General features: G+C 64.4%; 15 protein-coding genes. 11 read left to right on the top strand and 4 right to left on the bottom strand.

Translation table 11 applies throughout. The features are described from left to right. The first annotated feature begins 141 nt into the window (after nucleotides 1-141). From G8E10_RS10515 to pbpC, 4 genes are all read left to right on the top strand, one after another. Nucleotides 142-537 (top strand): BRA0787 family protein, encoded by a 396-nt coding sequence (locus tag G8E10_RS10515; protein ID WP_110801081.1) that lies wholly within the window; start codon nucleotides 142-144, stop codon nucleotides 535-537. 259 nt (nucleotides 538-796) lie between these two features. Further along, a complete protein-coding gene (locus tag G8E10_RS10510) occupies nucleotides 797-2,194 on the top strand; it encodes an FAD/NAD(P)-binding protein (RefSeq protein WP_167128581.1) in 1,398 nt (465 codons plus the stop codon). Between the two features lie 206 nt (nucleotides 2,195-2,400). After that, nucleotides 2,401-7,842 carry an alpha-2-macroglobulin family protein gene (locus G8E10_RS10505; RefSeq protein ID WP_167128578.1) on the top strand — a complete coding sequence of 1,814 codons (5,442 nt, stop codon included), beginning with the start codon at nucleotides 2,401-2,403 and terminating at the stop codon, nucleotides 7,840-7,842. Then, the gene (pbpC, locus tag G8E10_RS10500; protein ID WP_167128575.1) at nucleotides 7,842-9,971 is read left to right on the top strand and encodes a penicillin-binding protein 1C; all 2,130 of its coding nucleotides are present in this window, start codon (nucleotides 7,842-7,844) and stop codon (nucleotides 9,969-9,971) included. The genes G8E10_RS10505 and pbpC overlap by 1 nt, the downstream gene beginning before the upstream one ends. A gap of 51 nt (nucleotides 9,972-10,022) precedes the next feature. On the opposite strand, the gene G8E10_RS10495 is transcribed toward pbpC, so the two are convergent. Further along, nucleotides 10,023-10,232 (bottom strand): hypothetical protein, encoded by a 210-nt coding sequence (locus G8E10_RS10495; protein WP_132448759.1) that lies wholly within the window; start codon nucleotides 10,230-10,232, stop codon nucleotides 10,023-10,025. Between the two features lie 445 nt (nucleotides 10,233-10,677). Between G8E10_RS10495 and G8E10_RS10490 the strand changes: the two genes are divergently transcribed. Beyond that, entirely contained in the window at nucleotides 10,678-10,890 is a 213-nt protein-coding gene (locus G8E10_RS10490; RefSeq protein WP_110729813.1) for a hypothetical protein, read from the top strand. Between the two features lie 60 nt (nucleotides 10,891-10,950). Here G8E10_RS10490 and G8E10_RS10485 read toward each other — a convergent pair whose 3' ends face one another. After that, nucleotides 10,951-13,926 (bottom strand): PAS domain-containing protein, encoded by a 2,976-nt coding sequence (locus tag G8E10_RS10485; RefSeq protein WP_167128572.1) that lies wholly within the window; start codon nucleotides 13,924-13,926, stop codon nucleotides 10,951-10,953. Between the two features lie 366 nt (nucleotides 13,927-14,292). On the opposite strand from G8E10_RS10485, the gene G8E10_RS10480 reads away from it, so the two are divergent. Next, nucleotides 14,293-16,245, top strand: a complete 1,953-nt coding sequence (locus G8E10_RS10480) for an AI-2E family transporter (RefSeq protein ID WP_110801076.1) — start codon at nucleotides 14,293-14,295, stop codon at nucleotides 16,243-16,245. Between the two features lie 19 nt (nucleotides 16,246-16,264). On the opposite strand, the gene G8E10_RS10475 is transcribed toward G8E10_RS10480, so the two are convergent. Further along, on the bottom strand, nucleotides 16,265-16,963 hold the full coding sequence (locus G8E10_RS10475; protein WP_110801075.1) for a FadR/GntR family transcriptional regulator: 699 nt from the start codon (nucleotides 16,961-16,963) through the stop codon (nucleotides 16,265-16,267). A 233-nt stretch (nucleotides 16,964-17,196) separates the two neighbouring features. Here G8E10_RS10475 and G8E10_RS10470 point away from each other — a divergent pair, with 233 nt between their 5' ends. The 5 genes from G8E10_RS10470 to hydA all read left to right on the top strand — a co-directional run bounded on the left by G8E10_RS10470 (nucleotide 17,197) and on the right by hydA (nucleotide 22,225). Next, nucleotides 17,197-17,994, top strand: coding sequence for a transporter substrate-binding domain-containing protein (locus G8E10_RS10470; RefSeq protein WP_110801074.1), 798 nt, complete (start codon nucleotides 17,197-17,199; stop codon nucleotides 17,992-17,994). Nucleotides 17,995-18,057: 63 nt separating this feature from the next. Continuing rightward, nucleotides 18,058-18,729, top strand: coding sequence for an amino acid ABC transporter permease (locus tag G8E10_RS10465; RefSeq protein ID WP_132448754.1), 672 nt, complete (start codon nucleotides 18,058-18,060; stop codon nucleotides 18,727-18,729). Then, on the top strand, nucleotides 18,729-19,490 hold the full coding sequence (locus G8E10_RS10460; RefSeq protein ID WP_132448753.1) for an amino acid ABC transporter ATP-binding protein: 762 nt from the start codon (nucleotides 18,729-18,731) through the stop codon (nucleotides 19,488-19,490). The genes G8E10_RS10465 and G8E10_RS10460 overlap by 1 nt, the downstream gene beginning before the upstream one ends. Nucleotides 19,491-19,519: 29 nt before the next feature. After that, nucleotides 19,520-20,785, top strand: coding sequence for a cysteine desulfurase-like protein (locus G8E10_RS10455; protein WP_167128569.1), 1,266 nt, complete (start codon nucleotides 19,520-19,522; stop codon nucleotides 20,783-20,785). Between the two features lie 33 nt (nucleotides 20,786-20,818). After that, nucleotides 20,819-22,225 (top strand): dihydropyrimidinase, encoded by a 1,407-nt coding sequence (gene hydA / locus G8E10_RS10450; protein ID WP_167128566.1) that lies wholly within the window; start codon nucleotides 20,819-20,821, stop codon nucleotides 22,223-22,225. A gap of 59 nt (nucleotides 22,226-22,284) precedes the next feature. Here hydA and G8E10_RS10445 read toward each other — a convergent pair whose 3' ends face one another. Continuing rightward, a complete protein-coding gene (locus G8E10_RS10445; protein ID WP_167128563.1) occupies nucleotides 22,285-23,199 on the bottom strand; it encodes a polyprenyl synthetase family protein in 915 nt (304 codons plus the stop codon). Nucleotides 23,200-23,375 lie beyond the last annotated feature (176 nt).

Below are 23,375 nucleotides of genomic sequence, written 5' to 3'. Positions count from 1 at the left end.
TTAAGGATTGTTACCTCTGCGAAATGCGCAAAAAAATTTCTCAAAAGGGTGGAACCCGGCGGCAAAGCACGTCATTAATGTGTCAGGCGGAAATGTGCAGGCGCGACCCGCCCGCGTCGAAGCAAATGTGAGGAGACGCAGATGAACACTCTACTGCCAGAACTTCACCAGGGGCATGCTCCGATTACGCTGCATCAGCTGTTCCGCGAGGCGATCGACGCCTACGAGGAATGGAACGGCGGCGCCGATGCGCCGACCATCTACTATCAAGGTGCACTCCTGCCGATCGCGCTGGTCTTCGATCATATGCGCGGATGCACCGATATTCTGCCGACGTCCGTCCGGGAGGTGGTGACGTCGCAGCTGACCAAGCCGTGGTCGAGCGAAAGCCCGCTCGACGATATGACGGTCTCTACGGCAGCCCGCATCATGGGCATCATGATCCGCAAGCGCCAGGTGCGCAGCGGACGGGCCGATATCAACGCGTTTATCCGCCGGATGGAGCGACAGCAGGCGCATCGCCTCGTTCGCTCATAACCCAAAGGGGCTGCGAAAGTGGCCCCTTTCTCGTTGTGGAAACACTCGCGCGCCGTCCTACCCGACGATGGCAGACGTTAACGGATCGTGAAAACCGCTTGATGGCGGGCGAAACCCGTGTTGTAATCCCCCACTGACGACATGACCGCATATGTGTGAACGCATGCGCCCAAGGCAATGTCCGCGAGGACGACCAGGGCGAGGGCATCCGGTTCAACGATCCGACACCTGCTGGAGGCGGCAGGAAGGGAGGAATGATATGACGGTTCACGGCATTTCCGCGCCCGGCCGACGTGCATCCGGCGACCCGCTCGATATCGCGGTGGTCGGCCGTGGTTTCTCCGGCATCATGATGGCGATCGCGCTTCTGAAGACGGTGACGCAACCCTTCCGGCTGCGCCTGTTCGATCCCGCGCCTACCATCAGCGGCGGTCAGGCGCTGGCCGGCGCCCGCTCGACGGAGATCCTCAACAGCCGCGCTCGCGATCTCTCGGTCGCGACCGGGGAACCTAAGGATTTCACGCGCTGGCTGCAGGCGAGCAGCGAATTTCGCGATGCCGTTTCCGCCGCAATTCCCGGCTTCGGGCAGATCTTCGTGCCGAAATCGATCTTCAGCGACTATGTCTATCAGCGCTTTTCCGAGGCGCTCGCCCAGCGGCGCGATGTGACGGTGCAGATGTCGCACGATATCGCCGACGACATCCGCCGCCTCGATCATGGCGGCGTTCGCCTCGGCTTTGCCGATGGTGGGGCCATGGTGTTCGACGACGTGATTCTGGCGACGGGCTATGGCCTGAAGGCGGATGCCGGCGATGTCGCGCGGGCGCTGACCCGCGAGATCACCACGCCGCAAAGCGTCGAGAAGCACGTGATCGTCATGGGCAGCGGCCTGCGGGCGGTGGATCAGGTACTGCAGCTACGCGACGCAGGCTTCGCTGGCCGGATCTCCATCCTCTCTCGCCGCGGATTCCTGCCCCAGCCGCACACGCGGCTTGCCGCCGATTCGGTGTTCCCGACCCAGCCCATGCCCTCGCAGTTGCGTCACATCCTGCGCTTCGTGCGCGAAGCCTGTGCCGAGGCGGAGGAGAACGGCTGGAGCTGGCAGGCGGCCATGAATGGGCTCCGCAAGCGGGCAAGCTCGCTCTGGTCGTCCCTTCCGCCCAGCGAGAAGCGGCAGTTCAACCGGCATCTGCGCTCGATCTACGACGCCCACCGCAACCGGTTGCCGGCCGACGTCCATGCCCGGCTGGAGCGCGAGCTGGGCGCCGGACTGACGGAACTGCGGCGTGGCACTGCGCTGCGCAGGTCCTCTCAAGGCCTCGTGGTCCGCTGGGCCGGCGAGCAGGCGGAAAGCCTGTTTACGGCTGACCGCATCATCGATTGCCGCTGCCTGTCGGCCGATCTGGATGTGCCGGTGATTGCGGCCGCCCTTCGCAACCAGCTTGCGGTCACCGACGAGCTGCAGCTCGGCCTGTCGGTCAATCCGGCTGGCGAGCTTCTCGATGCGCGCGGCCGCTCCCTCGGCCTCTTTGCCATCGGCCCGCTCGGCCTCGGCTCCCTGCCGGATATCGATCTGGTGCCGGAAATCGTCGCCCAGACCTATGCCGCAGCCACGCTCATCGACATGCGCGCCCGCCCGCAGCGCCAGGCCGGCTGACGCGACAAGCGCTGTTGCCGAAGGGCTTGCTCGGAAGGTAGGGCCTCCGAACCAAAGGTCGGCGTGACCTATCGCAGCATCGCTCTTCAGGGTCTGCCGATCCCTCTATGAACGTGCCTCTGGATTGACAATGACAGGGCCCGGACAGAGAGTGGCGCCGGAACCGGCCGCCTTGAGCAGGCCGGACCTTACGGGGGAAATTCGGCATGCGCGCGACACTTCGGTTCTCCTTGGGCCTGTTTATGCTGCTCGGTTCGGTGATCTCGGTCGCTGCCGCCGGGGGGCGAACCGTCGCGACGACGAGAGATCACGACTATTTCGGCTTCGACCTGCGCACGGAGCAGAACCTGTCGCTCGCCGATTGCGAGAAGGTCTGTATCGCTGATCGCAACTGCCGCGCCTTCACCTATAATCCCAAGGTGAAGTGGTGCTTCCTCAAGTCCGATTTCCACACGCTGAACACCTTCCCCGGCGCCGTTGCCGGCCGGATCGTGGATGCCGCAAGCGCCGGCCCGGATATCGGTGCCGCCCTTTCGCTGCCCTTCCTGTCGGAGGAATTGGTAACCCAGGCGCGCGAGGCCAAGCGCGCACTCACCGTGCCGGAAGATCGCGCGGACGCCGGTCGTGCGGCGCTGATTGCGCAGGCCGCCCGCGAACGGCAGGAGGGTGCCAACGAGGCCTCCCTCCAGAGCCTCATGGCTGCGCTCGCGATCGATGCCGAGGATGGCCGCTTGTGGACGCAGGCCTCCCGCACCGCCAACCTCATCACTGGCAATGCGACCGTCGCCAACCAGTCGGCGCTTGCCGCCATCAATGGCTACGAGCTGTCGCGCACCGCCACCGACCGCGCCGACGCGTTGGCCATGCTGGGGCAGGCGCTTGCCGCCACCGAAAGCTTCCGCCCGGCGCTCGAAGCCTACAAGGCAAGCCTTGCGTTGGTGGAAAACCCGACGATACGGGCCGCCTTTGCAGATCTGCGCAGCAAGAACGGCTTTCGCGTGATCGGCAATACGGTGGAGGCGGAAGCCGTTTCGCCGCGTGCCTGCGTCCAGTTTTCCGAGCCGCTGCAGTCGGGCGTCGATTACACGCCGTTCCTGACGCTGGATGGTGCTGCACCTCAGGCGGTGGAGGCGAAGGAAAGCCAGATCTGCGTCGAGGGCCTGTTGCACGGCCAGCGCTACAAGCTCGCGCTGCGCCCCGGTCTTCCCTCGTCCGTCGAGGAGCCGCTCGAGGCGGCCGTCGATCTCGATCTCTACATTCCCGACCGCCCGGCCATGGTGCGCTTCACCGGCGACAGCTTCGTGCTGCCGATGACGGCACGGCGCGGCATTCCCCTCGTGTCGGTCAATACGACAAGCGCCAATCTCAAGCTCTACCGCGTCGGCGATCGCAACATCGCCCAGCTGCTGACGAATTCGCAATTCCTGACCCAGCTTGACGGCTACAGCGCCGACCGCATTCGCGACGAGAGCGGCGAACTCGTCTGGCAGGGCACTATCGACCTCCAGACGGACCTCAACAAGGAGGTCGTCACCAGCTTTCCGGTGGACGAGGCCCTGCCGCAGCGCAAGCCCGGCGTCTATGTGCTGACGGCCGTCTCGGCGACCGGCGCCTCCAACGAATGGGACAACCGGGCCACGCAATGGTTCGTCGTCTCCGATATCGGCCTCTCGACCTTTGCCGGCACCGATGGCCTCAGCGTGTTCACCCGTTCGCTCTCGTCGGCACGCCCCTTGTCCGGCGTCGCGCTGGAACTCGTCGCGAAAAACAACGAGGTGCTGGGCACCGCAACCACCGACGCCGATGGCCGCGCGGTCTTTGCCGCCGGTCTCCTGCGCGGTGGCGATGCCACGCTGCCGGCCGTCATCGCAGCCCGTGCCGGCACCGACGACTATGTCTTCCTCGATATGACACGGGCCGGCTTCGACCTGTCCGACCGCGGCGTTACCGGCCGCCCGGCCCCGGGCGCTGTCGATGTGCTCACTTGGACGGAGCGCGGCATCTATCGGGCCGGGGAGACGGTTCACGTGTCGGCGCTCGCCCGCGATCCCGCGGCGACAGCCGTTCCCGATCTGCCGCTCACCTTCGTCTTCCTGCGCCCAGATGGCGTAGAGGACCGGCGGATCGTGTCGTCCGACAGCAAGCTCGGCGGTTACACGCTCGATATGGCGCTGCAGCCGAATGCCATGCGCGGTACCTGGACGGTGCAGGTCTTCACCGATCCGAAAGCGAAGGCCATCAGCGAAAAACCGTTTCAGGTCGATGATTTCGTACCGGATCGCATCGAATTCGACCTCAAGAGCACCGCGCAGGCCATCACACCCGGCACGCCGGTACCGGTCACCGTCGATGGCCGTTTTCTCTATGGCGCGCCGGCGGCGGGTCTTGAGCTCGAAGGCGACGTGCTCCTGAAGCCAACGCATGAAAGCACTGACTATCCCGGCTACGTCTTCGGCCTTGCGGACGAGGAGAACACCGAGGACAGCCGCCAGACGCTCGACATGCTGACGCCGCTCGATGCGGACGGCAAGGCGAGCTTCGATGTCGATCTCTCCGATGTCCCGGCCACGACCCAGCTCATCAACGCCACCATCGCCGTCCGGCTTCAGGAAGCCGGCGGACGGGCGGTCGAGCGGACGCTGGAGATTCCGGTGCGCTCGGAGACCGACCGGATCGGCATCAAGCCGAACTTCAGTGGTGCTCTCACCGAGAATTCCACCGGCACGTTCCACGTGATCGGTGTCGGGCCGGATAGCGCGCGCAAGGCGATGCCGGGCCTGACGTGGAAGCTCATGAGCGTTGAGCGGCAGTACCAGTGGTATCGCGAAGGTACGGCGTGGCGCTACGAGCCCATCCTGTCGACCAAGCTTCTGTCGAACGGCACGGTCGATGCCGGGACTGATGGTGGCACGGTCAGCGTTCCCGTCACCTGGGGCCGTTTCCGGCTGGAGGTTGCGGGTCCCGGCGGCGATCCCGTTTCGAGCGTCGAGTTCGATGCCGGCTTCTACGTCGCGGCGACCTCCACCGAGACGCCCGACGGCCTGGAGATCGCTCTCGACAAGAACAGCTACAAGGTCGGGGAAACCGCGACCCTCAACGTCTCGCCGCGATTTGCCGGCGAACTGCTGGTCACCGTCGGTTCGGAAACCCTGATCGCCACCAAAACCGTTTCCATTCCCGCGACCGGCGACAAGATCGCTTTGCCGATCACGGCCGAGTTCGGTGCCGGCGCCTATGTCACGGCGACGCTCTATCGGCCGGGTGACGCGCAGGAAAGCCGTATGCCGATGCGCGCCATCGGCGTCAAATGGCTGTCTGTCGATCCAGCCGAGCGCAAGCTCGACGTGTCGTTGACGCTGCCGGAGAAGACGCTGCCGCGGCAGACGCTGAACATCCCCGTCAGCGTTGCCGGCTCCGGTGTCGGCGAGGAAGCCTATGTGACGCTTGCCGCCGTCGATGTCGGCATTCTCAACCTCACGCGCTACCAGGCGCCGGATCCCGATGGCTGGTATTTCGGCCAGCGCCGCCTCGGCCTCGAGATCCGCGATCTCTACGGCCGCCTGATCGATGGCTCGCTGGGCGCGACCGGACGTCTGCGCACCGGCGGCGATGGCGGTGCCATGGCGCTGCAGGGCAATCCGCCCACGGAAAAGCTGGTCGCCTTCTTCTCCGGCCCGGTCAAGCTCGATGCCGAGGGCAAGGCCATTATCGGTTTCGACATTCCGCAATTCAACGGCACCGCGCGCGTCATGGCCGTGGCCTGGACGAAAGCGGGCGTCGGCCATGCGAGCGCCGACGTGGTCATCCGAGATCCTGTCGTCGTCACCGCCAGCCTGCCGAAGTTCCTGGCGCCCGGCGACAGCGCCGAACTGCGCCTCGATATCGCCAATACCGATGCCCCGGCCGGCGATCTCACAATCACGGTCGAGGCCGATCCCTCGCTCTCCGTCGATACAGCGTCGCTCGCCCAGAGCTTTGCCATTCCGGCCGGCTCGAAGATCGATGTGACCCTGCCGCTGAAAGGCGTGCATCCGGGCGATGGAACGTTCACCGTCAAGATCGCCGGGGCCGATGGACTGTCGCTCGACCAGACGCTGTCGATCCCTGTCCGGCCCGCCTCGCTTCCGGTCACCACGCGCCTGCCGGTCGAGTTGAAACCCGGCGCGAGCCTTGTCGTGGACGAGGGCCTGCTTGCGGAAAGTCAGCTGCGCGGCGCGTCCGTCAGTCTTAGCGTCAGCAGGGCTGCCGCCTTCGATATCCCGGCGCTTCTGATGGTGCTCGACCGCTACCCCTATGGCTGCGCGGAGCAGACGACGAGCCGCGCTTTGCCGCTTCTCTATCTGAGCGAACTCTCTGCCCAATCCGGTCTTCCCGAAGATGCCGATGTGCGCACGCGTGTTCAGGATGCCATCCACCGCGTCCTCTCCTACCAGTCGTCGTCGGGCAGCTTCGGCCTTTGGGGTCCCGGTTCCGGCGATCTCTGGCTCGACAGCTACGTGACCGAGTTCCTGACCCGCGCCCGCGAAAAGAACTTCGACGTGCCGGAGCAGGCCATGGTGCAGGCGCTCGACAATCTACAGAACTCGCTCTCCTACGACGTCAACGTGACCGAGCAGGGCAACGGCATCGCCTACGCGCTCTATGTTCTCGCCCGCAACCGCAAGGCCGCCATCAGCGACCTGCGCTACTACGTCGATACGAAGCTCGGCGAATTCCCGACGGCCCTTTCCAAGGGTCACTTGGCCGCAGCCCTGTCGCTTTATGGCGATGCGAACCGGGCGGAGAGCGTGTTCTCGCAGGCAGCGACGATGTCCGAGGATGCGAAGATCTCGGAGCTTGCCCGGTCGGACTACGGCTCCGCCCTTCGCGACGATGCGGCGGTGCTGACTCTTGCGGCCGAAAGCCGCCCTGTCCCGACGATCATTCCTGCGCTCGCAAGGAAGGTCGCGGCCGCATGGGACCGCACATCGACCACCAGCACCCAGGAGCAATTGTGGATGCTGCTCGCCGCCCGTGCGGTGTCGGGCGGAGACGAGGGCCTCGCCCTGACGGTGGACGGCGTGGCGTCATCGGGCGCCTTTGCCGCCCGCAAGACCGGCGACGAGATCCTTGCCCGTCCCGTCACCATCGCCAATGCCGGCAAGGAGCCGGTAACGGCGACGGTGACGACTGTTGCCGCTCCCGCCTTCCCGCTGCCGGCCGGCGGCAACGGCTATGCCATCGAGCGGAGCTACTACACGCTCGACGGCGAACCCGCGAATGTCAGCCAAGCCCGCCAGAACGAACGCTATGTCGTGGTGATCAAGGCGACCGATCTCAACCCCGGCCCGGCCCGTATTCTTGTCACGGACCTTCTGCCCGCCGGGTTCGAGATCGACAATCCGACGCTGGTGGACAGTGCCAAGCTGTCGAATTTCGAATGGCTGGGCGAGATGCAGGCAGCCCATAGCGAGTTCCGCAGCGACCGCTTCGTCGCCGCCTTCGACCATGCCGCCGGCGATACGAACGAGATGACGGTTGCCTATGTCGTGCGTGCCGTCACCTCCGGCACCTACGATCATCCCGCGGCAACGGTCGAGGACATGTACCGCCCGCAATTCTCCGCGCGCACGGCAACGGGCCGCATGGAGGTTCAGGCGGTCGAGTGATGCGTCCGTCGTTGCGCCCATCCGTCCTTTCTGGCGGTCTCGTCCGAACGTTCGCCGCCGGCCTTGTCGGCGGCGGCATTCTGGTTGGCCTTGTCGTCGGCGTCGTGTTTGCTATCGATGCGGCGGATCACGCCTATCCGCCACCGCTCGAAGGACCGGCGCTTTCGACCTCGGCCGAAATGGTCGATCGCGATGGCCGGCTGTTGCGGGCTTTTGCGACCGCCGATGGCCGCTGGCGCCTGCGGACCACGGCGCAGGATGTCGATCCGCAATTCGTCCGCATGCTCATCGCTTACGAAGACCGGCGCTTTGCCGAGCATGGGGGTATCGATGTCCGTGCGCTCGCCCGCGCCGTCATGCAGTTCCTCGCCCACGGCCGTATCGTTTCGGGCGCCTCGACCCTCTCCATGCAGGTCGCCCGGCTGATCGAGCCACGCGAAAGCCGCTCGATCGGTGCGAAGCTTCGGCAGATGGCCCGCGCCTGGCAGCTGGAGCGCCGGCTGACCAAGGCGCAGATTCTCGACCTCTACCTCACGCACGCGCCCTATGGCGGTAATCTGGAAGGCGTGCGCGCGGCAAGCCTTGCCTATTTCGGCAAGGAGCCGCGGCGGCTGACGGTTGCGGAGGCGGCGCTTCTCGTCGCCCTGCCGCAACTGCCCGAGCGCCGGCGTCCCGACCGGCATCCAAAAGCGGCGGAAGCCGCGCGTGCCCGCGTGCTGGAGCGCGCCGCCGTTGCCGCTGTTATCGGCGAGGGCGAGGCGGAGCGGGCAGCCGTCACGCGTGTGCCCGAAAGCCGTCGGCCGCTGCCGACGCTCAGCCCGCACCTCGCCGAAACCGCACGTCGCAAGGCGCCGGCCGCACCCACGCTTCATACCACGCTCGTCGCGCCCGTTCAGGCTGCGCTGGAGGCGGTGGCCAAGAGTGCGGCCGAGCGTGCCGGCCTACGCATTTCGGTCGCCATGGTCATGGCGGACGCCGCGACGGGGGAGATTCTTGCGGAGGTGGGATCGGCGGATTACCTCGATTCGAGCCGCAAAGGCTGGATCGATATGACCCGCGTGCCGCGCTCGCCGGGATCGACCCTGAAGCCCTTCATCTACGGACTGGCCTTCGAAGAGGGGCTGGTGTCGCAGGAAACGGTGATCGAAGACCGGCCGGCCGACTTCTTCGGCTACCGCCCACGCAATTTCGACATGACCTACCAGGGCGACGTCACCATCCGGCAGGCGCTGCAACTGTCGCTGAACGTCCCGGCCATCCGGCTCCTGGATGCGGTCGGCCCGTCCCGGCTGATGCTGCGCATGCGGCGCGCGGGCATCAACCCGATCCTGCCGCCGCAGGAGACGCCGGGCCTTGCCATCGGGCTCGGCGGTCTCGGTGTGACGCTGCGCGATCTGGTGCAGCTCTATGCCGGGCTTGCCAATGAGGGCCGGCCGGTACGGCTCGGCGACGGGGTGGACTCGGTGCCCGGGCCCATCGCCGGCGAACCCATGCTAGACCCGGCCGCGACATGGCAGATTGCCGATATCCTCTCGGGCGTCCTGCCGCCGACCGGCAGCGCTCGCCGTGGGATCGCCTACAAGACGGGCACGAGCTACGGCTACCGCGATGCCTGGTCGGTCGGATATGACGGTCGGACGGTGCTCGGCGTCTGGGTCGGCCGCGCCGACAACGGCGCCGTGCCGGGCATTACCGGCTATGCGACGGCGGCGCCGATCCTGTTCGAAGCTTTTGCCAAATCGGGCATTGCGGGCGTACCGCTGCCGCGCGCGCCGGCCGGTGCCGTGCGTATCGCGGCGCAGGACCTGCCGATCAGCCAGCGCCGCTTTTCCATGACGACAAGCGGCCTCCTGCGCGCCAACATCCGCGAAGCTGCACCGCAGATCGTCTATCCGCCGGAGGGCGCGCGCGTCGATCTCGGTAAGGATGTCGCCGGCGTGCCGCTGCCGCTGATGCTGAAACTTCAGGGTGGACGGGCGCCGTTTCGCTGGCTGGCCAATGGCCGGCCGCTGGCGGATCTCACCCGGCGGCGGGTCAACCAGTGGGTGCCGGATGGTGCCGGCTATTCCACGCTGACTGTCATCGATGCTGCGGGCCGGGCCGCCAGCGTTCGCGTGTTCCTGCAATAAACCCAGACCCACGACCGCCCCACCGGTCGAGAACCGGAACCTGTTGGCATCTCAGTTCTTTTCGTCAAGTGCCTTCAAGACGCGCCGCAGCAACTCCTCTTCCTCGAGGACCCCGTGACGATAGAGCGTAAGGACAAGAGCTGCGACGGGGTTGCTGGCATCGCTGTCAGGCGCGATCTTGCGCTTCTTGCGAGCAGCGTCGTAGACGCGCTGACAGAGATCGACATGCTCGGGCAGCATGGGTTGGTTACGCCAGGACATCGGTTCAGTCTCTTCTCTTTACGGCTGCTGGTCGAAGGGCAGCCAGTTCAGACATTTGGGATATGGCTCAGAGGAAAATAGGGCTGTTTGAGAAAAAGTGTAAAACCTCATTTGGTCGGTTTTACGGAAAAACAATGGCTCTCTCGAAAAAAAGGAATGTGTAGAGCGCAAGAACTCTCCAAACGCACGCGACCTCTAAACGGGAATGCGCTTTGAAGAGGCGGCGAAGAGTCCTGTGTTTTTACGAAGCGGCTCTCCCTCCATACTACAACCTTCACGACATATTGAAATAGCCGGGGAGAACGTTACGTCACAAACGGAGGATAGCGCGTAGAGGCGGCGCCCTGACGAAGGCGAGCGACATAAGGCTCGCGCCGTCTTCAGGGAAGACGGTTTACGCCTCATTCGCCAACAGAGGCTGCTGCATGGCAGCCGGGAGCACGTCATGCTGGGTTCGTATGTTTTTCAGGAAGGCACCGTCATCACGCCGACGGAAATGGATATGCTCTTTCGCGTCTTCCAGCGCCTCTGCGATCATCGCCAGATCCCCAGTACCGGCCCGAAGGCGGAAATCGAGGCTGCCTATCTCGTGGCGCTGTTCAGCGATGGCCTGAACACGGAAGAGCTTTTGTGGAGCGTGGTCGCCGCAGAGGCGTGAGACCGCCGCTGCAGGAAAACGTCCGCCGAACCGCGCCCATCCCCGTTTACGCTCGCAAAATCAGGTCGTAGATCCCCGCCGTGCTGCCGCCTTGATGGCCGCTTCCAGGCCGTCCGCATCATAAGGTTTGCGCAGCAGCACTGCATCCGGCGGCGAACCGTCCGGTGCCCGGTCGTTACCTGTTGCAAAGACGATGCCGAGCGCGGGGTTGATCGCCAGCGCTTCCGCGGCAAGTTCTGCGCCCGATGCGTCGGGAAGGCCGAGATCGGTCACGAGCACATCGACCGATGCGCCGGCAAGCTTCTCCCTCGCCTCCTGCGCATTGCCCGCTTCGATGACGGCATGGCCGAAATTCTCGACGAGCTCCACGGTGTTGGCCCGGATCAGCGGATCGTCCTCGACGACGAGAACCGTCAGCGGTGCCGGCGCGGGCGTGACGATCGGCGCAGGCAAGGCCGTCGCGGCCGGCCCGGGTGCGACAGTGTCGGCGACCCGCCTGTTCACGGCGGAACGCTGTTTCTGATTGGCGATGACGTGGCGGATTTTGCGCGCCAGTGCTTCGCGGGTATAGGGCTTGGAGAGAAGCTCCACGCCGGCATCCAGTCGTCCGCCATGGACGATGGAGTTCTCCGTGTAGCCCGAGGTGAAGAGCACGGCGATATCCGGCAGGCGCTCCTTGGCCTTGCGCGCCATGTCAACGCTTTTCAGCGGTCCGGGCATGACGACGTCGGTGAAGAGCAGGTCGATGGCGATGCCGCTTTCCACCACGCTGAGCGCATTCTGCGCATTGGTCGCCTTCAGCACGCCGTAGCCGAGATCGCTCAGCATCTCCACGACCGTGTTGCGCACCTCGTCGTCATCCTCCACCACGAGGATCATTTCCGTTCCGCCGACGACGGGTCCGGACTGGATCGTCACCTCGCGGTCTTCGCTGGCCGTGGCGCGGGGCAGGTAGAGCTTGACCGTCGTGCCGTGCCCGACCTCGCTGTAGATCTTCACATGGCCGCCCGACTGCTTGACGAAGCCGTAGACCATCGACAGGCCGAGCCCGCTGCCCTTGCCCTCGGCCTTTGTGGAGAAGAATGGCTCGAACACCTGTTCCAGCACCTCCGGCGCAATGCCCGATCCCGTGTCGCTGACGGACAGCACGACATACTGGCCCGCCTCGACCTCGGCATGGTTGCGAACATAATCGTCGTCGAGATAGGCATTGCCCACCTCGATCGTCAGCTTGCCATTGCCCTCCATGGCGTCGCGCGCATTGATCGCGAGGTTCAGCACCGCGTTCTCGACCTGCACCGGATCGACGAATGTGTTCCACAGCCCGCCGGCGACGATGGTTTCCAGCTCGATGGCCTCGCCGATGGAGCGCCGCAGCAGATCGTCCATGCCCGACATGAAGCGCCCGACATTGATGACCTTCGGCTCCAGCGCCTGCCTTCGGCCGAAGGCCAGAAGCTGGCTTGCGAGTTTGGCGCCGCGGCTGACGCCGGCCAGCGCATTGGCGACCCGCCGCTCGGCGCGCTCGTTGCCGGCCACGTCTTTCGCAAGCAGCTGCAGATTGCCCGAGACGACCTGCAGCAGGTTGTTGAAATCATGGGCGACGCCGCCGGTGAGCTTGCCGATCGTCTCCATTTTCTGGGCCTGTTGCAGCGCCCGCTCCGCCTGCCGCCGCACGGCGATCTCTTCGCCGACGCGGGCCTCCAGCGTCTCGTTGAGCAGACGCAGCTGCTCCTCGGCGCGCTGGCGATGGCGGACCTGGCGCTCCAGATGCACGGCATGCCGGCGCAGCTCGTCCTCGGCCTGCCGCTGCTCGCTGATATCCGTGTGAACGCCGACCCACTCAGTGATATCGCCCTGCTCGTCGAAGATGGGCACGCCCCGAATGGCAAACATCCGCCAGACGCCATCATGCCGCCGCACGCGATGTTCCCAGATGAAGGTGCGCCGGTCGGCGACGGCAGCATTCCAGGCTTCGACCGTCGCCTGCCGGTCGTCGGGATGCACTGCGTCCGCCCAGCCGTAATCCTGATAGGCCTCGTAAGGCTGCCCGGTCAGTTCTGCCCAGCCCGGCTGCTGCCCGATCATCCGGCCATCGGCGCTGTTGGTCCAGAGAACGCCGTGCACGGCGTGAACTGCGGCCCGAAACCGGCTGTTGCTGGCAAGAAGCTCCTTCTCGGCGCGCTTGCGATCCTCGATGTCGATCATCAGGATGTAAATACCGTCCACCGTGCCGGCATCCGTCAGGCGCGGCATGTAGCGCACCTCGGCGGTCCGATGGTCGCCGCCCGGTCTGCGGATCACCGTATCCGTAATGACGGGCTCGCCGGCAAAGGCGCGTTCGAGATAGGAAATGCGTTTGCGATAATAGTCCTCGCCGATGATCTCGCGGATGTGCCGGCCGATGACCGCGTTCGCGGGATGGCCGAACCATTCGAGATAGCCCTTGTTGGCGAACCGGTAGACATGATCGACATCGAGGAACCCGACGAGAATGGGGAGCGCGTCGGTGATCCGGCTGAGTTCCGCCTGGCTTTCGGCCAGCGCCCGCACGGCTCGCACCCGGTCGGTGTTTTCGAGTACCGTGCAGAGCACACCATCGACCCCACCCTCGTCATTGTAGATCGGCGTATAGAACAGGTCGAAGACGATTTCTTCCGGCCGGCCGTTCCGGTGCAGCACCATGGGCTGGTCGCGAAAGCTCTGGACCTCGCCCTTGAAGCCGCTCTCCAGGATGCGGCGGTTCCAGTCCCAGATTTCCGGCCAGATCTCCGGCACCTTGCCGCCGAGTGCCCGGGGGTGATAGCCGCCGGCGATCTCGCGGTAGGCGTCATTGTAGATCATCACATGATCCGGACCCCACATCAGCACCTGCGGGATCGGCGAATTGATCAGGGAATTGACCTTGATTCGCAGATTGGCGGGCCAGGTGCCGATCGGACCGAGCGATGTCGAGGTCCAGTCGAAATTCCGGATGCGCTGCCCGAGCTCGCCGCCGCCGAAAGGCCAGGCTGCCTTGCTGGAACCAATGCTCATGATACTCGTATCTCGCCGGGTGTGCGTAAGGGATCGGGACAGGGTGAGTTCTACTGCATTTCCCCGGAAATCGGAATCATTTCTGGGCAAAAAATCCTGCGATAGCTCAACGCGTTAGAGCAGCGTCGCCGTCCATGGGCTGTCCATCCCCGGCTGCCCGGCCCGTCTGACGGCCGCAGGCATTCACGGCCTCTTTACGGCCGGAAACCGGCATCGATAGCGTGGCAGAAGACGCAAATAACCGGTGGTCCCGCCCGCCCGAATTTCTTGCGGGATATTGATCTGGCGAACGGAACCAATATTCGGCATCAGTGTTCTCTAAAGCTCGGTCCTCAGCCGCGCGATCAGCGGGTTTTGGAGAGACATGTGAGCACGAAAGCGACCGTTAACGCGCCTCTTCGCAAGGCGGACCTTTACCCGCCGCACGACCCCAATACGCGCAACAAGCTTTCGGGACACGTCATCCTCATATTGCTCGGCGCCACCGTTGTTCTCAAGGTGGGGCAGGAGATCTTCGTTCCGCTCGCGCTGTCCCTTCTTCTCACCTTCACGCTCGCCCCGATCGTCTCCTTCTTGCGCCGCCGCTCGGTGCCGAAGATCGCTGCGGTCATGATCGCGGTCGCCTCGGCCTTCTGCGCCATCGCCCTCTTCAGCGTCGTCGTCGCCAGCCAAGTGTCGAACCTCGCTCAGAATATCCCAGCCTACCAGCGCAACATCGTCGTCAAGGTGCAGACGCTGGCGCAGGCCGGGTCCGGTGACGGCATCATGAAGCACCTGAGCGGCATCGTGGAGCGGGTGGGCGAGGAGATCCAGACGCGGGCGGTCGAGAGCCAGGAAGATGCGGCAGCTGCCGTGCCCACATCGCGCGAACCTATGCCGGTCGAGATCGTCACGCGCTCGAATCCCATCCAGACGCTCGGCAACTTCATCCTGCCGCTGATCAGCCCTTTCGCCACGGCGGGTCTCGTGATCGTGCTCGTCATCTTCATGCTCTTGGAGCGCGAGGACCTGCGTGACCGGTTCATCCGACTGGTCGGCCTCAACGATCTCCACCGCACCACTGAAGCGCTTCAGGATGCTGGCAAGCGGGTCGGCAAGTATCTGCTGATGCAGCTGGTGGTGAATGCGCTCTACGCCTTTCCTATCACCATCGGCCTCTGGATCCTCGGCATTCCCAATGCCATCCTCTGGGGCCTTCTGACGCTGGTCCTGCGCTTCGTCCCCTATATCGGTCCGGTCATCGGCATGATCCTGCCGCTGTTTCTGGCGCTAGCGATCGCACCCGGCTGGTCGCTCGTGCTCTGGGTCGGCGCCTTGTTTCTTACGACCGAGTTGATCAGCAATAATGTCGTCGAACCTTGGCTCTACGGGTCGCATACCGGCCTTTCGCCGCTCGCCATCATCATCTCCGCGATCTTCTGGTCCTGGCTCTGGGGACCGCTCGGGCTGATGCTGTCGACCCCGCTGACCGTCTGCCTCGTCGTCCTCGGCCGCTATGTGCCGCAATTCAGCTTTCTCGACGTGCTGCTCGGCAACGAGCCCGTGCTGGAGCCACATGAGAAGCTCTACCAGAGGCTTCTGGCAGGCGATCCGGACGAAGCGACGGCCAATGCGGAAGACTATCTGGAAGACGAGTATCTGCTCGACTATTACGAGAAGGTCGGCATGCCCGCGCTCCTTCTCGGCGAAGTCGACCGGCAGCGCGGCGTGATGACGGAGGCGCAAATCGAGCGCTTCTCGGGCAGCGTTCGCTCGCTGGTCGATAACCTCTCCGAGATCGCCGACGAGGAGGAAAGCGAGGAGGACGTTCCAACCGATCCAGAAGCCAGTGACGGAACGGACAAGGCAGGCGACGACGTCGATCTGCCGGACGGCACCGGACATTCGCTGCTCTGCATCGGTGGACGCGGAGATATCGACGACGCGGCGGCCGCCATGCTGGCCCAGCTCCTTGAGATCCAGGGTGCGGACGCTGCCAGCATCGCGCATTCCACGACCGATCTGCGTATGCTCAAGGATAGCGACACGATCGACACCGTGGTCTTCACGTTCCTCAACGGAAACTCGAAGACCCATGCCCGCAATCTCGTGCGTCGCCTGAAGCGCATGAAGCCGGGTTTGCGGGTCGGCCTGTTCGTGCCTCTCGCCAATGGCCAGGACCATCCGCGCATGACGCTGGAGGACACCAATGCCGACTTCATCACCCTGACGCTGGTCGAAACCGTCCGCTCGGCGCTGACCGAGACCGGCCCGGTGCCGCTGATGACGATCACCCGCAAGCTCGGCCGTCCGCGTATTCGTCTGGCAAAGACGGCCTGACACGCGATCGGCGCTGTGGTTACGGCGAAAGCCCGGCGCAGCGCGCGGTGTTGCGGATATGCGCTTCCATTTCCTGGCGCGCCGCTGCGGCATCGTTGTTCCGGAGTGCTGCGATGATCCGGCGATGTTCGGCGATTGAATGGCGCATGCGTTCCGGGTCGGTGATCGGGATCGGCTGGCGTTGCGTTTCCGTTACCTGATCGCGCACCGTCTGATAGAGCGCCTTCAGCATGGCGTTCGAACAGGCCGAGACGATCGTGCCGTGAAAGTCGAGGTCCGCTTCCACATTGGACAGGAGATCCTGCCGCGCCCAGCATTCCTCCATGGTCTGCGTCGCCATCTCCATCCGGTCGAGCTGCAACTGCGTCAGGCGACCGGCCGACAGTCGCGCGATCTCGCCCTCCAGCAGAATCCGCGTCTGGAAGACGTCGAACACCGAATAGCTGTCGGAATAGCGCCAGGGGGCCATATGGCCGGAGGCGCGCCCCGCACCCTCTGTCGACACAGTCACGAAGGTGCCGCGCCCTGCTTCCGTCTTCAGAAGACCCAGCGTTTCCAGTGTCAGAAGCGCCTCGCGCAGAGATGCGCGGCTGACGCCGAGCGTCTGCGAAAATCCGCGCTGAGACGGGATTTTCTCGCCCGCTTTCAACGTGCCGTTCTGGATCATCGCCTGGATCTCGCGGGCGACCGATTGCGGGACGAGCGTCTTGTTCAACATGAAAACCCCACTCCGCACCTCAAGCACTTGGCGATAGGCGCTGGCGCCCCAGCTCTTGCCGCCGACATATCAATTCCTGCCGTATCCGGGTCCAAAATCCGAGAGACAGGCGCCCAATCTATTTTGTTCGCGGCCATTGCCAAGCGGAAAGCATCGTGCTTTTTTGGCCTGACTGGTCTGACCAGTCAGGCCACTGTAGATTGAGTCATGTTCAAAAAACAAGGGGAACTCTCATGACACGAACGAACACTCTCAAAACAACGCTTCTTGCCGGCGTCCTCGCTATCTTTGGCACGGCCAGCGCTCTCGCCGCCGATCTCACGGTCGGTGCCAATATCGGCAACGTGCCGTGGGAATTCGAAGATGCAAGCGGCAAGGTGACAGGTTTCGAAGTCGATCTCGTCAACGAAATCGCCAAGCGCCTCGGCAAGACGGTCGAATTCGTCAACACGCCGTTCAACGGCCTCTTCCCGGCCGTCCAGTCCGGCCGCATCAACATGGCGGTCTCCTCGATCACCATCACCGAGAAGCGCCTGGCCTCCGTCAGCTTCGCCCAGCCCTATTACGACAGCGACCAGTCGCTGACCGTGACCGCCGCCTCCGGCATCACCGGCCTCAAGGACATGGGCGAGAAGGTCGTCGGCGTCGATACCGGCTCGACCGGCGACATGTGGGCGGACGCGCACAAGGTCGAGTACAAGCTGGGCGAGATCCGTCGCTTCGAAGGCCTGCAGCCCGCCATGCTCGACCTCGTCGCCGGCCGCGTCGATGGCTACATCTCCGACATTCCGGCGCTGCTCTACTACGTCAAGGACAAGCCGGAGCTGAAGGTCGTCGAGCGCATCCCGACCGGCGAAAAATACTCGATCATGTTCAACAAGGGCGACCCGCTGGCTGCCGAGGTCAACGACGTGATCACCAAGCTCAAGGGCGAAGGCTTCATCGCCAAGCTTCACGAGACCTGGTTCGGTGCCAAGGCCGAGGATACGACCTCGACCGTCGCCGTCATGGACATGCCCAAGGCCAAGTAAGCCGCAACCGCACCGGCAGGATCGCACAAAGGTCCTGCCGGATGCCAGGGAGCCGTTTCGGCCATGAATCTCATCAATACCTTCTTCAACATGCAGGTGCTGGCCGACAGTCTGCCGCAGCTCATGTGGGGTCTTGTGGTCACGCTGCAGATCGGCGTCACCAGTATTCTCTGCGGTCTTGCAGGCGGCCTGTTCCTGGCCATCGCGCGGCTCTACGCTCCGGCTTTCTTCAAGCTGCTGATCCGCATCTATATCGATATCTTCCGCTCGATTCCGCTGCTCGTTCTGCTGATCGTCGTCTATTATGCGCTTCCTTTCGTCGGCATCCGCCTGTCGCCCTTCCTCTCTGCGGTCACGGCCCTCTCGCTGGTGTCGGCTGCCTATACGGCCGAGATCTTCCGCGCCGGCATCGAGGCCATTCCGCATGGCCAGTTCGAGGCGTCGGCGGCGCTTGGCCTCTCCAACAGGCACACGATGATCGATGTCATCCTGCCGCAGGCTGTCCGCATCGTCATTCCGCCGCTCACCAACAATTGCATCAACGTCATGAAGGACACGTCGCTCGCCTCCGTCGTCGCCATGCCGGACCTTCTGAAACAGGCGACGCAGGCGCAGGCGCTCTCGGCCAACCCGACGCCGCTGATCGGTGCCGCCATCATCTACGTCCTGCTGCTCTGGCCGATGGTCGCCGTCGTCGCCCGCCTCGAGAAACATTTCGCACGGGGGAAACGCTGATGAGCACGACCATCACCACGCCCGTTCCCGCGATCATCTCCATCCGCGGCCTCACCAAGGCCTATGGCACCTTCACGGTCCTCCACGGCATTGATCTCGATATCGCCGAGGGCGAGGTCGTCTGCGTCATTGGCCCGTCCGGCTCCGGCAAATCGACGCTGATCCGTTGCATCAATCATCTGGAGCCCTTCTCGGCGGACAGCACGATCACGGTCGATGGTATCCGCGTTGCACCCGGCAAGGCGCTTGCCAAGGTGCGGGCCGAGGTCGGCATGGTGTTCCAGTCGTTCAATCTCTTCCCGCACATGACCGTGCTGAAGAACGTCATGCTCGCGCCCATGCGGGTGCGCGGCACGGTGAAGGCCGATGCCGAGCGCAAGGCCCGCGACCTGCTCGCCCGCGTCGGCATCGGCGAACAGGCGGAGAAGTTTCCGGCCCAGCTTTCCGGCGGACAGCAGCAGCGCGTGGCCATTGCCCGGGCGCTGGCCATGGAGCCGCGCGTGCTGCTCTTCGACGAACCGACATCTTCGCTCGACCCGGAAATGGTGGGAGAGGTTCTGGACGTGATGCGCAAGCTCGCCGGCACCGGCGTGACCATGATCATCGTCACGCACGAGATGGGCTTTGCCCGCCAGGTCGCCGACCGCGTCATCTTCATGGACAGCGGACGGCTGGTGGAAGCCGGCACGCCGGAGCAGATCTTCGACAGCCCGAGGCAAGAGCGCACGCGCAGCTTCCTGCGCGCTGTCCTCAACCACTGAACAAGAAAACAATACGGAGGACAACACGGATGGCCACCACGACGCCGCTCGATCTCGATTATGTGCGCAGCCAGTTTCCAGGGCTCGCCAAAGGCTGGGCCTTCTTCGACAATGCCGGGGGATCGCAGATCCTCAAAGGCGCGCTCGACCGCATCAATACGTTCCTGATCGACAAGAACGTCCAGATCGGCGGTTCCTACGACGTGTCGCAGGAGGCGGCCCGCGCGCTCTACGAGGCACGCACGGCGGCCATGCATCTGGTCAACGCCAACCGACCGGAAGAAATCGTCTTCGGCAGCTCGACCACGGCGCTTCTCCAGAATCTTGCCCGTGCCATGCAGAGCCAGCTGTCCCCGGGCGACGAGATCGTCATCACCGTCAGCGATCACGAATCCAATATCGGCCCCTGGGACCGGCTGCAGGCCGCTGGAATCACGCTCAAGATCTGGCCGCTGAACACGGAAACCATGACGCTCGATCCAGCCGATCTCGCGCCGCTGATGACCGAGCGCACGAAGCTCGTCTGCGTTACCCACGTCTCCAACATTCTCGGCTCGGTTAACCCGATCCGCGAGATCGCCGATTTCGTGCATGCGCGCGGCGCCCGGATCTGCGTCGATGCCGTTGCCTATGCGCCGCACCGGGCCGTGGACGTGCAGGCCTTCGATGCCGATTATTACGTCTTCAGCCTCTACAAGACCTACGGGCCGCACTACGCGCTGATGTACGGCAAATACGACCTGTTGCTGGAGCTCGACACGCTCTACCACTACTTCTACGGCAAGGACAAAGTGCCGGGCAAGCTGGAGCCCGGCAACCCGAACTACGAGCTTGCCTATGCCACCTGCGGCATCGTCGATTATCTCGCGACGCTGGGCGAGCAGGCCGGCGAGACCGGCACGACCCGCCGGAAGATCGAGGCCGCCTTCTCGGCGATCACGACGCAGGAGAATGCCTTGGCCGAGCGGCTCCTCACCTATCTCCGGGCGCGCAACGACTGCCGCATTGTTGGCCAGGCGACCAACCGCAACGATACGCGTGTGCCCACCATCGCCTTCCGCTTCGATGGCCGTGATGCTGGCGAGCTTTGCAAGGCGATGGACGCCGAGAAGATCGCCATGCGGTTCGGCGATTTCCACTCGCGCCGCCTTGCCGAATATCTCGGCCTCACCGACCATGGCGGCATGCTGCGGGTTTCCATGGTCCACTACAACACGCTGGAAGAGGTCGATCGCTTTACCGCTGCCCTCGACCGCATCCTTGCGGGTGATGCCGGGCTGGCCAAGGCGAGCTGAGCAGGCCATGCAGGATACAAGAAGGAGAGAACGATGCGCTTCGACACGGTGATCCGCCATGGAACGGTGGTGACGGCCTCCGATACGTTCAAAAGCGATATCGGCATCCGCGACGGCCGTATCGTCGCACTCGCGGCGGAGCTGACGGACGCCGACGAGATCATCGATGCGACCGGCCTTCTCGTCCTTCCCGGCGGTATCGACAGCCATGTGCATCTCGACCAGCCCTCCGGCGACGGCATCGTCATGGCCGACGATTTCGACAGCGGCACCCGCTCGGCCGCCATTGGCGGAAACACGACCGTCATGGCCTTCTGCATACAGGAGAAGGGCCAATCACTGCGCGAAGCCCTGAAGATCTATCATGCGAAGGCAGAGGACAAATGCCATGTGGATGTGTCCTTCCACATGGTCATTACCGACCCGACGCCGGAGGTGCTCGGCCAGGAAGTGCCGGCGCTGGTCGAGGACGGCTATACCTCGATGAAGGTCTTCATGACTTATGAGGGCCTGCGGCTGCGCGACGACGAGATCCTCGCCACGCTCGACACGGCGCGGCGCACCGGTGCGCTCGTCATGGTTCATTGCGAGAACGAGGATGCCATCCGCTACCTCATCGGCCGTCACGAGGAGGAGGGCAAGTTCGCCCCGAAATTCCACGCGACGACCCGGCCGGTCGCGGCTGAACGTGAGGCGACCCACCGCGCTCTGTCGCTTGCCGAAATCGTCGATGTGCCGATCGTCATCGTCCACGTTTCCAACCGCGAGGCGATGGAGGAAATCCGGCGCGCCCGCCAGCGCGGCCAGAAGATCGCCGGCGAAACCTGCCCGCAATATCTGATGCTGACGGCGGACGATCTCGATCAGGATGCGCTCGAGGGGGCAAAATACGTCTGCTCGCCGCCGCCGCGCGACGAGGCGAGCCAGGACGCCTGCTGGGAGGGCCTCGAACAGGGCGTGTTCGACCTGTTCTCCTCCGATCATTGCCCCTTCCGCTTCGATGACCCCGAGGGCAAGCTGAACGAGAAGGGCAAGCGCCATTTCCGCTGGATCCCGAACGGTATTCCGGGCGTTGCCACCCGCCTTCCCATCCTCTTTTCCGAAGGCGTGATGAGGGGCCGCATCGACCTCAATACCTTTGTTGCGGTCACGGCCACCAACCATGCCAAGCTCTACGGGCTCTATCCCCGCAAGGGCACCATCGCCATCGGCTCGGATGCCGACCTCGCCCTCTGGGACCCCGAGAAGCGCACCACGCTCACCAACGACCTTCTCCACCACGGCGCCGACTACACGCCTTACGAAGGCCTCGACATCCAGGGCTGGCCCACCCGCGTGCTCCTGCGCGGCCGGACGATCGTCAAGGACGGCAAACCTGCCGAGAGCGATACGCCGACAGGCACGTATCTCCCGAGGGGCAAGTCTGCGCTGATCCGGTAGATGGAGGCCGGTCACACAACCCGTGCGGCTGCGTTGGGGGACGCGACGGTCGCCTCGGCTTAATGATCGCGGTTGGCGACGAAGGCGGCGGCGTCGATCAGCGTTTTCGCTGCGTCGCCATATGGCGCGAGGAGAGTGCTGGCCTCTGCAACAAGACGTGCGAGTTCGGCTTCGGCCCAGTCGGTGCCGCGGCGGGCGACCAGTGTCGCCTTGCCGCGGGCTTCGTCCTTGCCGGTCGCCTTGCCCATGGTCTCAGCGTCTGCCTTGAGGTCGAGAAGGTCGTCCGCAAGCTGAAAGGCGCGGCCGATGCGTTCGCCGAACTGGCGCAGGCGCACGCGGTCTTCGGCACCCGTGCCGGAGACGATCGCACCGGCTTCGCAGGCAAACCGGATGAGGGCACCGGTCTTCATCGCCTGCAGGGTGACGATGCCCTCTTCGTCGGGTGCGGTCGTTTCCGCTGCCAGATCCAGCGCCTGTCCGCCGGCCATACCGCCGAGGCCGGAGGTGCGGGCGAGCGCCAGCACGAGCGCCGTCTTCACGGCATCGGGTAGCCCCGTCTCTGGCCCTGCCAGAATGTCGAAGGCGAGGGTCAGCAGGCTGTCGCCGGCGAGGATGGCATTCGCCTCTCCATAGGCGATGTGGACGGTCGGCTGGCCGCGGCGCAGGTCGTCGTCGTCCATGGCCGGCAGATCGTCGTGGACGAGGGAATAGCAATGCACGCATTCGAGGGCAGCGGCCACCCGGATGGCAGCTTGCGCATCTCCGCCGAACAGCGCCGTGCTTTCCATCACCAGAAAGGGGCGCAGTCGCTTGCCGCCGTTCAGCACGCCATGGCGCATGGCGGCGAGCAGTGCGGGCGGGCGGGCGATCTCGTCGGGTGCGACCGTGTCGCTCAGGAGCGCTTCGAGGCAGGCCGTAACCTGGTCGGCACTCTGCCGGAGTTGGGTATCGAAGGTCTGGGCAGCTGCGTTCATGGCGGCTCTTTGGCATGCGCGTGCGGCGCGTTCAATAAATTTCACCGGCAACCGCGTCTCTACCGGGGACAGCGGTGAAAAGGACGTTCAAATCCCCCCGATCTTAGACTATGACGGAGAGTACGGATGGGGCGACGGACGGGTTGATCAGTCGGGACGATCAGAGTTGGGATATC

Source organism: Ferranicluibacter rubi, assembly GCF_011603255.1.
Taxonomy (GTDB): domain Bacteria; phylum Pseudomonadota; class Alphaproteobacteria; order Rhizobiales; family Rhizobiaceae; genus Ferranicluibacter; species Ferranicluibacter rubi.
The sequence above is the reverse complement of the archived record's forward strand: the minus strand, read 5'-3'. Positions and strand labels throughout refer to the sequence as shown.